Genomic DNA, 13,599 nt, shown 5'->3' with positions numbered 1-13,599 from the left:
GGAGGGATCAGGCGTAGCGGGGGCGCTCGGCGGGAAAGCGCGCGGGCGGCAGTCCGGAAAAAACGAAGGCCCGATAGCGTCCGCCGCTATAGGTGACCGAGCTGACCGGCGTGCGATGGCGCTGGAGGCGTGCGAGAAGGCGGTTGGCGCGGTGCATCGCGTCGATCGCGGTCCGTTCGTCGAAATGGAGCGCGATCGCGCGGACGAAAGTGCCGGTATCGTAGAACCAACCGCCCTCTTCAGGGCCGCCATAGGCGCGATCGATCTCGTAGAAGGCAAGGATGCTGCGCATGGGGGACTCCGTTGTTGCCGGGGCTGGAATTCATCCCCGATCCAAGTCCCTCGCTTCCCTCTTCCTTCGGTCAGGCGTCCGATGGTGCCGTCGTGGGGACGGTCATGACGCATCGGTCCGTTGGCGACGTATCGCAGCCTCGGCATGGAGACTGTCAACCAGATCGTTGCGGTCCGAGCGGATCTCGCTGTCGGGATCGGCGATGACCGCTGCGGCGCGGTCGAGCAGGTCGGCAAGGTCGCGATCCTTCCTGCCGCCATCGGGCCGTGTCGGGTGCGCAGCTTCTTCCCCGGCCTTGTCGAGCGAGAGGACCAGGATCGTTGGCTTGCGGGCCTCGTCGAGAGAGCGGCTATCGGCGACGAAGCGTCCGCCGCGGGTTATCGCAAAGGCGTTGAACGTCGGCGAGACCCCGCCGTCGGCGTTGGGAATATGGGTGCCGCGGTCGTGGAACTGGATGTCGATGAACCGGGGCGGTCCGCCGTAAGTCTTTTCGAGAAAGCAGAAGGTGACGCGGCGACCCTCGCTTGTTCTTGCGGTGATGGTGAACGCCCCGTCGGGGACGTCGATCGCCTTGTGCGGGACATCGTTGAACCCGGCAAAGCCGATGGCGAGGGCATCGGCCCGGCTCATGACGGGGAGATCGGTAATATCGGCCATGGGAAGCGGTCCTTGCTGGGGTCAGGCGGCGCGCTTGACGTCGATGAGGTCGGCAAAGCGCGCGCGAACGGCGTTTGCGGTCGGGTAAAGGTTGGAGAGATCGTGGCGCGCCAGGATCGGTGCCCGTGACGCCGCGATGATCGCGGCCTCGTCATGGGTCGGAATGCGGGGCGGCCAGCCCCTGACGTAGCGCAGTTCGGGCGGCATCGCGGCTTCGAGGCGGCGACGCTCGGCGGCGTCGGCCTTGGCCGTGCCGATCCGTCGCGCGAGATCGTCGGGTAGCAGGCGCGGATCTGTGTCCGCGAGCCACCGGCCAGGCTGAAAGGAAAAGGTCGAACTCGCTTCGAGATCGACCAGATGCAGAAGCGCGTCGCGATTGGCCGGCGCCGATGCTGACGCTCTGGCGTCGGCGAGCGACTGGAGAACGCAGAAGCGGCAGGAAAGGCGCGAACTGCCATGGCAGGTATAGGCGATGTGGAGCGGGATATGCAGCGTGGCGTGGGCAGCCAGCACTTGCGGCGTCGTCCAGTGCGTCAGCGGGTTCCACAGCATCATGCGGGTGCCGTGGGGATTGCCCGCCGGCGCGTAGCGAGGATCGGGTTTCCATTCGGGCGTGCGAGCGCGAGCGGGACTTTCGTCGCGCCGAAGACCCAGGACATTTACGATGGTCGCGCCGCGGAGGGTTCGTGCGAGGTGCGGCCCGATGACATGGGCTTTCATCTCGGATGTGCAGAACCGAAGCGCCGAGGAAGACCAGGGGCCTATCAGATTGTAGGTTTCGAGCGCCTCGTAGCGCGCCTTGCCGTTGGCAAAGCGCTTGGCCCAGCGATCGAACAGATCACCCGCAGCGCGGCGGACGATCGTGAGGGGCAGACCTGCCAGAGCGGCAAGATCCTCAACCGTCGCCGGGGTCTCGTCCCATTCGGCGCGGCCGAGATCGGCATGGAGGGCAAGGCGACGTTCACGGGGGTGACCGAGTGCGTCGAGCAGCGGGTTGACCGTGAACATCGCGGCCGAGCTGTCCTTGCCGCCCGAAAGGTTGAACACGACCCATGCGCCTGCTGCGATGGCCTCGAGCATGGCGGGAGGCAGTGCGATCGCGGGCAGACCGGATATGCGATGCGATGTATCGGTGTCGAGCATGGCCGATCAGGCCGCGAGGTTTTGCGGAAGTGCCATCCAGTCGAATTCTTCGAATGGCACGTTTTCCCAGGATGCGGCGCGCGAGGGATGATAGACGCTCGCGTGGCAGAGCAATCCGAGACTTTGGGTCGCATCGTTCCAGAAGCCGATATCGCCGCTCGAGGGATCGCGAACGGCGAGCACGACGCCATCGACGCCACTGTCTGCCCCCGCTTCGATGCGGTGCAGTGCGCGCTCGAGGATCGTCTGGGTCGAATGGAAGCGGACGCCGTCCCCTGTGACGACGACACACCCTCCGGCAAATTCGCCGGGACGAAGCCGGTCGCAGTCCGACACCCAGGCAAAGCCGCAGGGAAGCGCGGATTTGCATGCTGCCAGGAGCAGGTTGGCGACCTGTTCGACGCCGAACTGTTCGCCGCTGAACGTGACTTGTGCGTCGTTGGCGTCGTTCGACCGGATGTCGATGGCGCAGTCGAGACAGGGGAAGCCAGGATCGGGAAAGATCGCGAGGAAGGTTCCGAACTTCGAGGCGCCTTCGGGGGGGAAGACAGCCCGAAATGCCGGATCGAGGGCGTCATATTGCCGCGCAAGATCCTCGTCCTCGCCGCCTGTGTCGAGAATCCCGCAGGCTTGCTCGGCGACGCGAAGGAGCATGGCGTCGGCATGGCTCATGAGGATGGTGAAGGCGGCTTTGGTGTAAGTGTTCGCCATGATGCTGATCTCCGTCCGGGTTGGGAACAGGCGCGGTCAGGCGCTTTCGACGTCGGACAGACGCGCGCGTGCGGCCGCGGCCTCGTCCGGGAAGGCGCCTGCAAGGTTGGTGTGGAGGGTCTCGAAATCGGGGACCGGGAAGCGCCCGTCGGGACGCGGGCGAGTGATGAGCAGGGCGCTCACGACCGCGGCGGTGGAATCGGGATGCACGATCCGGGGGGTTTCGCCGTCATGGATGACAGGCGCGCTGAAGCCGGCTTCGAGCCAGGTGCCAAGGCCCTCCTCGACCTGTTCGGCATAGGCACAGACGGCCTCGTCGGTCTCGTCGTCGATGTGCAGGACGAGCGTGACGTAGCGGCCGAAATCGTGGGCGTTTGACAGGGCAGCGAGACGGCAGCCGGGAGGCGGCGCGCCGTAGCGCGCGATCAGCGCGCATTTGTAGGTTGCGATTTCGAGGCGGTTGAGCGCGTCGAAGTCGGGCGATTGGCCAAGCTGCGCGCAATCCTCGTTGGTGGGACCGGCACCGAGGTCGATGACATGGGGCATGGGGTTCTCCGTCGATCGCTATTGATCGATCGCGCCCATCCCCCTCACCTTCTGCCCGGAGGCTCAGTCGCCAAAGAGGCGCCGCTTCATCGCGATCTGCGCCGGTCCATCCTTTGCGCCGAGCGTTTTCAGCCGGTCGGTTTCGAGAATGCGGCCAAGGTCGGCAGGAAGCCGCGCCCAGCGTGACGCGATCGCGATGGCGTCGGAAGCCGATTTCAGCTCGCCAGGTTCCGTCCCGTGCCAGACAATCGTGTCATCCTCGCCATCGAGATGGGGATGCCGTCGTAGAACCTGAACGAAGAAACTGTTCAATGGCCGGTCCCAACCGATGCTGACGCTGATATCGGGTTCGATGCCGGTAAAATCGTGACGGCTCATGTCGCGTCTCCTTGGAAGGTCAATTCCTGACGAATGTTTCCGCCTCACGCCGCAGAATGCCGGGTGACGAAAACCGATCCTGTGTCGTGCCGTTCACGCCTTGGGACAGGCGATCGCGAATGACGTCGCTTCGGCGTGGATAGGCAAGTCGAGGCAGGTCCTGGCCTGTTCGGCGCGCGTCACGGGTCAACTCGAAGCAATAGGTAAATAGCGGGCTTTGCCGATCGCGCGTGAGGATGCCGCGGTTGGTCAGGCGGGTGAGCCAGTCGGCGGGATGTTCGCCGGACATGGGCGCAGGCGCGCCAAGATCCACAAGGTGGGCGATTGCGCCGCCATGTCCTGAATCGAGTGAGCGGATTTTGGAGAGGGCGCGCCCGGATATCGTTTGCCCCGCGAGGCGCAGGACAGTCCTCGGCCTCGTTGTGCCCCGATAGGCCCCGGAGAGAGCGGCATAGACGACGCCGCAATGACCGAAGGCAGGGTCGGAAAAGCTGACGACGGCATCGATGGCAGGTTTGGCCTGGCGCAACAACCTGAAGGCACGGGCTGTAAAGAAGCTCTCGCCGTTGGCTGCGACACTGGGCAGGCACAGGAGACGCTGAAGGACGCAGCCGCGTGCAGCATCGGCATAGCCGGTGTGCCGGCAAATCACCGCGTTGCTCGCGGGTACGCCGAAGACGATCAGACCCACGAGCGAGGAACGCCCCGCGGCGCCCGGGCCGAACAGGCCGCACGCCAGCTGGGCGGCGGGATAGCGTGGCAGGTAATGATGATCGGCGAGGAACGCCCTGGCGATCTCGTGGCTGACGACATCGACGGCATAGCGCGACGGCTCGATCACCGTGTCGTTCGAGACGAAGAGGCTGCGCCGGTCGCGCCAGCGTTGTGAACGGGTGGTGAGCATGGGATCGTCCTTGGGCCCTGGAGCGTGTCAGGCAACGTAGCGCGGCGTCTCGGGCCGCCGGCTGTGCCAGATGTCGGCGGCCCAGCCCTCGACCCAGGCATCTGTTATCGCGTCATGGTCGAGCTCGCCGGTTTCTATAAGGTCGCGGATTTCCGCCCGCGCCTGCGCGATGGCTTGTTCCCAGGGATCGAGCGGCGGGGGCCGGACCGGGATGTCTGCGGCCTCGGTCAAGAAGCGCGGGGGTTCGAGCAGGCGCGCGCATTGGGTTCGATACCAGCGGTCCATGAAGTCGGCTGCAAGCCGGTCCGTCTTGGAGATGCGATGCCGCAGGGCATGCCTTCGAGCCGCGATGCCCCATCCCTGGCTGTCGATCGAGGCAATCCAGCGTGCGAAGGGCGCAAGATAAGGCAGAGCGTCGCCCTTGACCCCGAAGAGATGTGCCTTCGTCCCGATGGGCAGGATATGGGTGAGCCGCTCGACGACGGCGATCAGTCCCTGAGGTCCGTGGGTCGGCCGACGGCACATGCTGCCGATACCGATGACCGAGCCGGGAAGGACGATCGCGTCGATGGAATCGAGCGATCGGGCATAATCGTCGGGCTCGCGGCCCTGGATCACCGGCATGAACCGTTGGCGGATGCCGAGATCGCCGGCGCGTGCGAAGCATTCGCGGTTGGTCGCGGCAGTGCGCGCGACGCGGTCGAGAACCTCTTCCCGCTCATGGGCGACTTCGTGCTCGCAGCAGTAATCGACCGACGATATGCGCCGAAAGGGATAGGATGCGGCCAGGGTCATATAATCGGCGATCGACCATGGCAGGCCGCGGTAGCGCACCATCATGGTGTAGCCTGCGGAATCGAGGTCGAGACTTGCGAGGTCTCTCGCATTGGCGAGGGTCCCGGTTCGCCATCCGGACCATTGCCGCCAACCATCGGCCTTGCGCCAGCGCGACAGGCAATTGGCTGAGATCAGAACGGGCGCGCACAGCGCGGCAGCGCGCGCCAGAAGCGGGCCGTTCGCCAGATGGGGGAGGCCAAGGACGATTTCGATCGTCACAGATCCTCCCGCAGCATGAGCGTCAGCACGCGGCGCGTGATGCGCGCGTCGGCGGGGTCCTGCGAACCATATTCGAGGTGTTCGTCATAATAGTCGATCGAGAAGAAGACGCGGACGTCGCCAACGGTAAACTCGCCGCGATTGCGCTCCTTGTCGCGGGGGTCGAACGTGCAGCGGCGCAGGGCCTGGAGGAGATGGGCCTGCGCGATCGCCTCGGATGCAGGCGTATCGCCGGCAAGAGCGCCGAGGCAGGTGCGGGTGACGACGATGCGGGCGGTGCGATCGAGGCCTTGGCGGCAACGGTCGTTGAGGCGGCCTATGGTGTCGATGCGCGTATCGGTGGCGGCGCAGATCATGATCGATCCTTCCGTTTGCAGGGTTGGTTTTGCGAAATGCGGTCAGGCGGCGATCGCGTGCGCGGGTCCGCGGCCTCGTTGTGGGAAAGCGGCATGGAAGCGATCGAGCCAGTCGGTCATCGTCGGTCGCTCGCCGATGGGTATCTGGCCCGCAACGTCCTGGAACCGGATGAGGTCTGTCGGCGCGTCGCGCACGATGCGGTCGATTTCATCCGGCGGAAGCAGCTGCTCGTTCCGAATGAAGAGCGTCATCGAGCCGGGCCGCGCCCGGGTCGTTCTGCGCCACAGGCCCTCGACGGTATGCAGTCGTGGCGCGGCGCGCGCCTCGACCAGAACGATGAGGCGCAGGCACCATGCGGGGAGCGCTCGGATTTCCTCGGGCCGGTTGGCGATGCACAACCATTATGTCGCCATTGAGACGATCCATTCCCTTTGACGGGATAAGGATATTGTCCCATTATCGATCGGGTCGGGGCAATAAAATGGAAACGCCCAGTGTCATGTCGAGGGTTCAGTGCATCTTTTCCCGTTCGATCCTTGGCTCGGCGTCGAGCCTATACTTCTTGATGGGACGATGATCCGGCCTGCGCTTGATGACTCCATAAAGCAGGACGCAATCAAATACTTACCCGAAACAAATCTCCCTTCTCTCCTTCATTCCGACGGAAGCCCCGTTGTAGAAGTCAATTCGTTCATCACGTTCCTGCGATCCGATGGCGTGTCCCTTGCCAGCGCAGGCCACTATGCTCGAGATCTTCAGGTCTTTGCCCGTTACCTGCGGGATGCGCGTTCAAAGTCGTTACTCGACGCATCGAGTGCCGACGTAGGGAAATATCGCAGCCTTCGGCTCGAAGGGCCGGGCGAGCTCCGACTATCGGGATCGTCTTGGAAGCGCACCTCTGCGGCGCTAACGCGGTTCTATCAATGGGCCGCCAGCGAGGACGCAGGACTGATATCAGTTGCGCCGAAAACCAGATTCCGCCGTGATGGCGCGGTTGCCGAAGATACGATCCGCATGATCCCGCTCGAGGATTACGTTCTGTTCCGAGACCAAGGCCTGCTCGGTGGGGGTTACGCGAACGGCATCACTCACCGGCGGAATCCGATGCGCGATGCCGCGTTCGCCGAGCTGCTTGTGACGACAGGGGTTAGGCTCGAAGAAGGCGCAAGCCTTCTGATCGGTGAGCTTCCGACGACGAACGCCCGCGTCTTTCACGGCTGTCGCAGCACCATGATCGACCTGCCCGCCAGAATCACCAAAGGGCGCAAACCTCGATCAGTGCCGTTCCCGAGGCGGGTAGCCAGTAACTTCATCGACGCTTATATTCGCGAGGAGCGGAGCCAGTTGGTCGATCGCTGGCGACGCGCGGGTGGGGTCCGGACCATGCGGCAGCCGCTCATCGGCACGCTTGCAGGCGGGCAACGCGTTTTGATCAAGGGCGAGCGGCGCCCTCGATCACTGGCGACTCTGCGCATCGACGAACGACGCAACCTCCTATTGCTGCCCGGATCGGGCGCACCATTGGAAAGTGCGCAGCCGGCAGCATTGTGGCTGGCGCAGGACGGCCAAGCCCTCACCCCCGCGGCATGGCAGTCGATATTCCGGCGTACCAGCAAGAAGTTGTCGGAGGACATGGGCTGGGACCTACACGTATCGCCCCATACCCTCCGGCATACCTTTGCCGTCTACTGGCTTACACACCTCGTCAAAGCGGAAGTGATGAGGCTCGACGATCGATCTGTCCCGGATCGAACCGAGGAAATCTACATGAAGGTTGTCAGCGACCCCTTGCGCCGGGTCCAGCGATGGCTGGGTCACGCCAGCGTCCTGACCACTGAAAAATATCTCACCTACCTCGATGAAGCCTTCGAAATCGTAGATCAGGCGGCCGAGGCGCTGGACTCTCGTCTGATGGGCTTCTTCTAGCAGTGGGTCGCCCTCGCCTCTCGTTCCGCGATTTACCTCCGCAGCAGGATGAGGAGCCGCGAGCCGACGCGATCGTAGCCTATCATCATCGTGACGGTGTCGGGCGCGAAATGACCTGGTTGCTGCACGAGGTGGGGAACGAAGGCCTGGGTCGCGATCTTGCCTTGTACCTTGGGCCGATGATGAACGAGCTGTTCGCCGGCCTGGCCGTCCCGAGTGTCGAACAGTATCGACAGAGCTGGATCCCGCTCGGGAAACATCTGTCCTCCAGCGGGCGCCTCAACGGGGGGCTTCGCGTGATCACGGCCGCTGACATCGATGCCTGCGACGTTCGGGGTCAATACTCCCGGTTCCGTTGCCTTGTTCACGGCCTTCGCGCGATAGACGAACGAAACCCTGATCTGCTTCGTCCGGATCTGAAGGCGCGGATCAACTTCACGAGCCGGCACAACGGAACGGCATTACGGCCCCGCGAACCGTTGACACCGTTCGTCGCTCGCGTCCTGAAAGACGCCGCTGATCGCAGCGTGGTAGCTACACGCGAAAGGATCTTGTCGGGCCGCGAGCAGATCGAAGCTTTGCGAAACAAGCCGGAGAGGAGCCGCTTTGAGAATGTGTTCCTGAGGGTCGCCGACGGCACGCGCCCCGCTCGAAGCGAGTTCGACATGTTCAAATATCGCAAGGTTGCCATCGCCGCGGCCAGCGATCTTCTCGTTCTGACCCTGCCTGATGCGATCTGCTTCATCATCGCCATCGCGCTCCGGGTCGAAATGCCGATAGAATGCCTGCGGACCCTGCGGCGCGACTGCCTGAAGAACCCCGCGAGAGGGTACGTCTCCATTGAATACACAAAGGGACGAGGCGGCCCCCGCGCGAAGATCAAGCGCGAACGCGTGCGTGATGGTGGAATTAATACGCCCGGCGGACTCGTTCGCCTTGCCCTCGAACTATCCCGACCCGCCGCCGAGCGAATGGCCGATCGAGGGGACCCGAATGCGGATTACCTGTGGGTGGGCTTCGTTGCAGCCGGACTGCCGAGCTGGCGGCGGTTCAGCCTTTCTACCCACAACTTCTATGCCGCGATCAGGAGCCTTGGGCTCGTCGACGAAGCGGGCAAGCCGATAACCAAGATCGTTCCCGCCCGGCTAAGGAAGACGGTGAAGCGGGACAATTACTTGCGCCACACAGGCCACCTTCGGCGCTTCGCGAGCGATCACTCGAAGCCAGTTGCCGCTCGGCATTATGCCGCGGTGGACGGGCTTCGAGAAGAGCATGCACGCTCGGTAGCGGTCGCTGAAGGTCAACTGTTCGACATGGCGATGATGCCGTTGGTCCTGCCACCGAAGGAGGAAGTCAGCGCGCTCGCATCCGGCCTCTCGATCGGAAACCAAAAGCTCGACGCAGGCGCGGTCGCGTCGTTGGTCTCAGGCGATGCCGATACGTTCCTTGGCATGTGTTCCGGCTTTTGGTCGAGCCCTCTTGGGCGGAACGACAACGGCTCCTGCGCCACCGCGTTCACCGGCTGCCTCCATTGCTCGAATGCAGTGTTCACCGCACGAAAACTGCCTGCATTGCTGACCTATCTGACATGGCTAGCTGAACGGCGCGCCGTCATGACGGAAGCGGAGTGGCACGAGCGCTACAGCGCCGACCATAATCGAATTATGGTACAGATACTCCCCGTGTTCGACGCTGGCGATATCGAACAGGCTCGGTCCACGGCGGAAAATGCCGCTGTGGCGCCAGCGCTGCCGCCACATCTTCAGCGGGGCTGAACATGCGTCGGGTTCTGGAACGTGCCGAAGCATCTTGGCGGATTGACCGTTCGGCATTGGTGATTCCGCCCCAGATGGTCGTGAGTGGCCGTGAGCAGCAGAATATCTCTCTGGTCGGGGACGATAAGTGGCTGCTCGAATGTGCCATCGCGCGGCCGACAAAGGCCCATGAAGCCTGTATCTGCTTCGGTCGGATCGCCGATGCTGATGAGCGGGAGCTCATACGAGAATACCTGTTCCTGTCTTTAAACTACGACTCCCGAGACAATGTGCGCGGCCGCCTCGGCGTCCTGAAACCTGGTTCGCTGATGCAGGTCGGCAATATAATCCGGCATTTTCTACAAGAAGTGCGGGAAGCCGGACTTCGACTCCACGAGATCGATCAGCCTTGGCTGGATCAGTGGCTGTCCGCGAAGCGGCACCTCGCACCGGCAACTCTTGTCTACAAGATCCTCTGCGTACGGCGACTTGCGCTCTATACGCCCTCCCTGTCGTTCCGGGGAATCGAGATAGCTCCTTGGGGTAACCGTTCAGCGACTAGGATCGCGGGATACCGGGGTGGCCGAGAAAATGTCACACCGCGAATACCGGAAGCCATTAGCGCGCCGGCGTTGCGGTGGGCCATGTTCTACGTCCATCATGGGATCGACGATCTTATCGCCCGACATCGTATAGCTGGCATCAACATCGCCGCGCGTCGGCAGAGAGTGTCACCGAAACTAAGCGACCAGCGCCTGCGCGCTTATTTGGATGCGCTTGAAGCATCGGGCTCTGGAGTACCGGCGACCCAAGATGGTCGACCCGCGTGGCCAGAAATCTGCAAGGCCAGCGGCCTCGGCGTGGCAGTGCTGAAGGCACGCTCAGCTATGCTCGAGAAGGCAATCTCGCAACTCGGAACCGAGCGCCCAGGCGCAAGCAGTGGTTGGGCCAGCATGCCAGGAACAAACATTGCGTGGCGGTCGCATCTTCCCAGCTTCAGCAGCCGTTATACCTTCATACCGGCGATAGCCGCGTGCTATCTCGTAATCGGCCTATTATCAGGAATGCGCGGCGAGGAAGCGGCCGCGCTCAAGCGTGGTTGCCTCAGACTCATGCGCGACGAACATGGGAAGGTTAAGGGCTACGAACTCGTCGGAAGAATCTTCAAAACCCGTAAAAACGTCGACGGCGCTGAACATCGCTGGACCGTGATAGAGCCTGTTGCCAGGGCCGTATTGGCAGCAATACGGTTGCAGGACTATCTACACAACAGCGCCGATCGAACGGAAGCGCCGCGAGATGATGAGCCCCTGTTCAAACCGGCCTTGATTCGGGGGGTGGGCAATGTCCAGCTTACGGCGCATCAATCGACCGTATACCTGAATTACTTTGCCAAAGAGTGTCGCCGGCTCGCCGAAGAAATGGCAGCGGCGGCGCCCGCCGAAGCCGACCGCATACTGGCACTTTATCATATCCCGGACGAGGGTGATGAACCCTGGCGGTGGCGCACGCGTCAGCTCCGCCGCACCCTTGCATGGTACATCGCCAGTCAGCCCTTCGGCGTGATCGCGGGCATGATACAATATGGGCACGCGAGCGCCATGATGTTCGAAGGCTATGCGGGCACTTCCCAATCCGGCTTCCGTTCGGAGATCGAAGAGGAACGTCGCCTCGCTCAGCTCAGCGATATCGTCGAGATGTACGAGGACTGGAAGGCAGGGATCAATCCAGGCGGCCCCATGCGATCGAAACTCGTCGCCGAATTTACAAGCATCAGAAACAAGATCGGAGATCTGCCCGGCACGGTCGTTGATGATCGGCGCCGCGCAAAAATGCTCTCGAACACCGCCGTCACGCTTCATCCGGGTTATATCAACGACTGCTTCTTCTATGCCGACCACGCCCTCTGCTTGAAGGTGAAAGGAGCTGAGGCGCAGCCGGCATTTACGAGGTGCCAGCCTGCTCGTTGTCCGAACAGCGTGGTGGCGAGGCGGCATGTGCTGGCTCTGCAATCATGCATCGCAGATGCCGAGACCATGAAAAATGGCAAGAACATCAGCCCGATCCAGAAACACGCCATTGAGGCACAGATCGATATTTACAGGCAGTTGCTGGAACAGGTCGAACGATGACGACGAAAGCGAACCCTCCCCGGAAATCGCAAGCCACCGTCGCGCTGCTTGACGCCTATAACCGCTTGCGCGACGGCAAAGGCACCGCGACGAATGGCAAGCTGAGCATAACCAATGTTGCGCGCGAGGCGGGGGTCAGTCGAGCGACGGCCTATCGATGCTCCAAACTTCTCGCTTTGTTCGATGAAGCTCCGAAGCCGCCGAAGGCTAAACCACAAAGCACGAGCGGCAAGGCCGAGCTGCGAAACGTGATCAACCAGTTGCTCAATCGTATCATCATGCTGGAGGCTGCGTTGGAAGCCAAAGACGCGGAACTCCGGCAATTGCGCTCAATGCTGCCAAAACCACGGCCGGCCGACTCATGATGCGAGCAAGTCCTGAGGACATTACAATCGACGCCACGTTGCACGCTCAATTCGCTCTACGCTACATGGCGACGCGAGACCGCCACGGGCGGGCTACGCATTGAAGGCAGGTTCAGTGTAAAACCCTCCCCGCTTGCGCAGCACTGATCCTCCCCTGCACAACGCTTGATGGATTTTGGTTGGGCCCATCACTCGACGAAGAATTCCCTCAATCAACGGCCCGCCTGCGACCAGCAGCTTGAATGGGTATCTCGCATGTAAATGACCGCGATTGGCCGGTAGGCGACTGTCCGGTTCGGAGCCGGGATGCGTGGATAGCTGACGGTCGTTCGGAGTCGGCAACCGACCAAAGCACGAACCCGCTCCGCGGGAGGGTCGCTTGGGGTGACGTAGCGTAGTATTTGTGAGGCTTTCGGCGGTGCGGCGGCGCCCGCCGACGGTGGAGTTCCTTCAACGGAGAGGAACTTACCATGGATGCTATCACGACTGCTGCCCCGACCCATTCGCTGCGTGAGCGGATGCTGCAGGACATGACGATGCGTGGCTTCGGGGCGCACACGCAGAATGACTATATCCGACATGTCCGGAACTTCGCCGCGTTTCTCGGCCGCCCCCCGGACACGGCCACGGTGGAAGACCTGCGGCGTTATCAGGTTGACCAGCACGAGCGCGCCGTTGGTCCAGCCACGATCAATGGCGCGGTATCGGCACTGCGGTTCTTCTTCGGGATAACCCTCAGGCGGCCGGAGATGGCCCTAGCGCTGGTCGTCGTTCGCTTCACACCCAAGCTGCGTGTGGTCTTGAGCGTCGAGGAGACAGCGCGGCTGCTCGAGGCTGCGCCAGGCATCAAGTACAAGGCGGCCCTCAGCGTGGCCTATGGCGCGGGCCTGCGGGTTTCGGAGGTTGCCCACCTCAAGGTCGATGACATCGACAGCACCCGGATGATGATCCGCGTCGAGCAGGGCAAGGGACGCAAGGACCGCAACGCCATGCTTTCACCCCATCTGCTGGATTTGCTCCGTCAATGGTGGCGCGAAGGCAAGCGGCGCGAAGTGATGCTACCTCATGGCTGGCTGTTCCCCGGCCGCAGTGGCACGGATCCGGTCTCGGCTCGCCAGTTGCACCGCGTCGTGCAGGAAGCGGCCGAGCGCGCCGAGATCCACAAGCGGGTAAGCCCGCATACACTGCGCCACTCGTTCGCCACTCACCTGCTCGAGCAAGGCGTCGATATCCGGGTCATCCAGGTGCTGCTGGGACACGTGAACATCAACACGACCGGCATCTATACCCAGGTCTCGAGCAAGACGATGCGGGCAGTGGCCAGCCCGCTCGACCAGATTGTGGCCGTGATGGAAGGCAGGGCACCTCCCGGTTGAGC

14 protein-coding genes and 1 pseudogene are annotated in these 13,599 nt (G+C 62.8%); 5 read left to right on the top strand and 10 right to left on the bottom strand.

Translation table 11 applies throughout. The features are described from left to right. Window positions 1-7: 7 nt before the first annotated feature. From ACI6S0_RS24210 to ACI6S0_RS24165, 10 genes and pseudogenes are all read right to left on the bottom strand, one after another. The gene (locus ACI6S0_RS24210) at window positions 8-292 is read right to left on the bottom strand and encodes a hypothetical protein (protein ID WP_037444033.1); all 285 of its coding nucleotides are present in this window, start codon (window positions 290-292) and stop codon (window positions 8-10) included. Window positions 293-394: 102 nt separating this feature from the next. After that, window positions 395-949 carry a hypothetical protein gene (locus ACI6S0_RS24205; RefSeq protein ID WP_037444031.1) on the bottom strand — a complete coding sequence of 185 codons (555 nt, stop codon included), beginning with the start codon at window positions 947-949 and terminating at the stop codon, window positions 395-397. A 21-nt stretch (window positions 950-970) separates the two neighbouring features. Further along, a complete protein-coding gene (locus ACI6S0_RS24200; protein WP_037444028.1) occupies window positions 971-2,092 on the bottom strand; it encodes a phosphoadenosine phosphosulfate reductase family protein in 1,122 nt (373 codons plus the stop codon). A gap of 6 nt (window positions 2,093-2,098) precedes the next feature. Continuing rightward, window positions 2,099-2,803, bottom strand: coding sequence for a hypothetical protein (locus tag ACI6S0_RS24195; RefSeq protein ID WP_069336077.1), 705 nt, complete (start codon window positions 2,801-2,803; stop codon window positions 2,099-2,101). 36 nt (window positions 2,804-2,839) lie between these two features. After that, the gene (locus ACI6S0_RS24190) at window positions 2,840-3,349 is read right to left on the bottom strand and encodes a hypothetical protein (protein WP_069336076.1); all 510 of its coding nucleotides are present in this window, start codon (window positions 3,347-3,349) and stop codon (window positions 2,840-2,842) included. A gap of 63 nt (window positions 3,350-3,412) precedes the next feature. Then, window positions 3,413-3,727, bottom strand: a complete 315-nt coding sequence (locus ACI6S0_RS24185) for a hypothetical protein (protein WP_069336075.1) — start codon at window positions 3,725-3,727, stop codon at window positions 3,413-3,415. A 19-nt stretch (window positions 3,728-3,746) separates the two neighbouring features. After that, complete coding sequence (locus tag ACI6S0_RS24180) at window positions 3,747-4,631, bottom strand: hypothetical protein (protein WP_234792002.1); 885 nt, start codon at window positions 4,629-4,631, stop codon at window positions 3,747-3,749. Between the two features lie 27 nt (window positions 4,632-4,658). Then, window positions 4,659-5,687, bottom strand: coding sequence for a DUF7221 family queuine tRNA-ribosyltransferase-like protein (locus ACI6S0_RS24175; RefSeq protein WP_434406007.1), 1,029 nt, complete (start codon window positions 5,685-5,687; stop codon window positions 4,659-4,661). Beyond that, complete coding sequence (locus tag ACI6S0_RS24170; RefSeq protein ID WP_069336073.1) at window positions 5,684-6,043, bottom strand: DUF3768 domain-containing protein; 360 nt, start codon at window positions 6,041-6,043, stop codon at window positions 5,684-5,686. The genes ACI6S0_RS24175 and ACI6S0_RS24170 overlap by 4 nt, the downstream gene beginning before the upstream one ends. A gap of 42 nt (window positions 6,044-6,085) precedes the next feature. Further along, a pseudogene (locus ACI6S0_RS24165) lies at window positions 6,086-6,445 on the bottom strand (hypothetical protein); the annotation flags it as partial. A gap of 172 nt (window positions 6,446-6,617) precedes the next feature. Between ACI6S0_RS24165 and ACI6S0_RS24160 the strand changes: the two are divergent. The 5 genes from ACI6S0_RS24160 to ACI6S0_RS24140 all read left to right on the top strand — a co-directional run bounded on the left by ACI6S0_RS24160 (window position 6,618) and on the right by ACI6S0_RS24140 (window position 13,597). After that, the gene (locus ACI6S0_RS24160; protein WP_037522502.1) at window positions 6,618-7,970 is read left to right on the top strand and encodes a tyrosine-type recombinase/integrase; all 1,353 of its coding nucleotides are present in this window, start codon (window positions 6,618-6,620) and stop codon (window positions 7,968-7,970) included. 110 nt (window positions 7,971-8,080) lie between these two features. After that, on the top strand, window positions 8,081-9,745 hold the full coding sequence (locus ACI6S0_RS24155) for a hypothetical protein (RefSeq protein ID WP_048939653.1): 1,665 nt from the start codon (window positions 8,081-8,083) through the stop codon (window positions 9,743-9,745). A 2-nt stretch (window positions 9,746-9,747) separates the two neighbouring features. Then, complete coding sequence (locus ACI6S0_RS24150; protein WP_048939652.1) at window positions 9,748-11,856, top strand: hypothetical protein; 2,109 nt, start codon at window positions 9,748-9,750, stop codon at window positions 11,854-11,856. Next, a complete protein-coding gene (locus ACI6S0_RS24145; protein WP_010409068.1) occupies window positions 11,853-12,221 on the top strand; it encodes a hypothetical protein in 369 nt (122 codons plus the stop codon). The genes ACI6S0_RS24150 and ACI6S0_RS24145 overlap by 4 nt, the downstream gene beginning before the upstream one ends. Before the next feature lie 470 nt (window positions 12,222-12,691). After that, entirely contained in the window at window positions 12,692-13,597 is a 906-nt protein-coding gene (locus ACI6S0_RS24140; RefSeq protein ID WP_010335858.1) for a tyrosine-type recombinase/integrase, read from the top strand. Window positions 13,598-13,599 lie beyond the last annotated feature (2 nt).

This window comes from Sphingobium sp. DN12 (assembly GCF_051058005.1).
Taxonomy (GTDB): domain Bacteria; phylum Pseudomonadota; class Alphaproteobacteria; order Sphingomonadales; family Sphingomonadaceae; genus Sphingobium; species Sphingobium yanoikuyae.
The sequence above is the reverse complement of the archived record's forward strand: the minus strand, read 5'-3'. Positions and strand labels throughout refer to the sequence as shown.

Bases quoted from the DNA above. Each gene is read 5' to 3' on its own strand.
- ACI6S0_RS24210 (WP_037444033.1), bottom strand. From the start codon at position 292: ATGCGCAGCATCCTTGCCTTCTACGAGATCGATCGCGCCTATGGCGGC.
- ACI6S0_RS24205 (WP_037444031.1), bottom strand. From the start codon at position 949: ATGGCCGATATTACCGATCTCCCCGTCATGAGCCGGGCCGATGCCCTC.
- ACI6S0_RS24200 (WP_037444028.1), bottom strand. From the start codon at position 2,092: ATGCTCGACACCGATACATCGCATCGCATATCCGGTCTGCCCGCGATC.
- ACI6S0_RS24195 (WP_069336077.1), bottom strand. From the start codon at position 2,803: ATGGCGAACACTTACACCAAAGCCGCCTTCACCATCCTCATGAGCCAT.
- ACI6S0_RS24190 (WP_069336076.1), bottom strand. From the start codon at position 3,349: ATGCCCCATGTCATCGACCTCGGTGCCGGTCCCACCAACGAGGATTGC.
- ACI6S0_RS24185 (WP_069336075.1), bottom strand. From the start codon at position 3,727: ATGAGCCGTCACGATTTTACCGGCATCGAACCCGATATCAGCGTCAGC.
- ACI6S0_RS24180 (WP_234792002.1), bottom strand. From the start codon at position 4,631: ATGCTCACCACCCGTTCACAACGCTGGCGCGACCGGCGCAGCCTCTTC.
- ACI6S0_RS24170 (WP_069336073.1), bottom strand. From the start codon at position 6,043: ATGATCTGCGCCGCCACCGATACGCGCATCGACACCATAGGCCGCCTC.
- ACI6S0_RS24160 (WP_037522502.1), top strand. From the start codon at position 6,618: ATGATCCGGCCTGCGCTTGATGACTCCATAAAGCAGGACGCAATCAAA.
- ACI6S0_RS24155 (WP_048939653.1), top strand. From the start codon at position 8,081: ATGACCTGGTTGCTGCACGAGGTGGGGAACGAAGGCCTGGGTCGCGAT.
- ACI6S0_RS24150 (WP_048939652.1), top strand. From the start codon at position 9,748: ATGCGTCGGGTTCTGGAACGTGCCGAAGCATCTTGGCGGATTGACCGT.
- ACI6S0_RS24145 (WP_010409068.1), top strand. From the start codon at position 11,853: ATGACGACGAAAGCGAACCCTCCCCGGAAATCGCAAGCCACCGTCGCG.
- ACI6S0_RS24140 (WP_010335858.1), top strand. From the start codon at position 12,692: ATGGATGCTATCACGACTGCTGCCCCGACCCATTCGCTGCGTGAGCGG.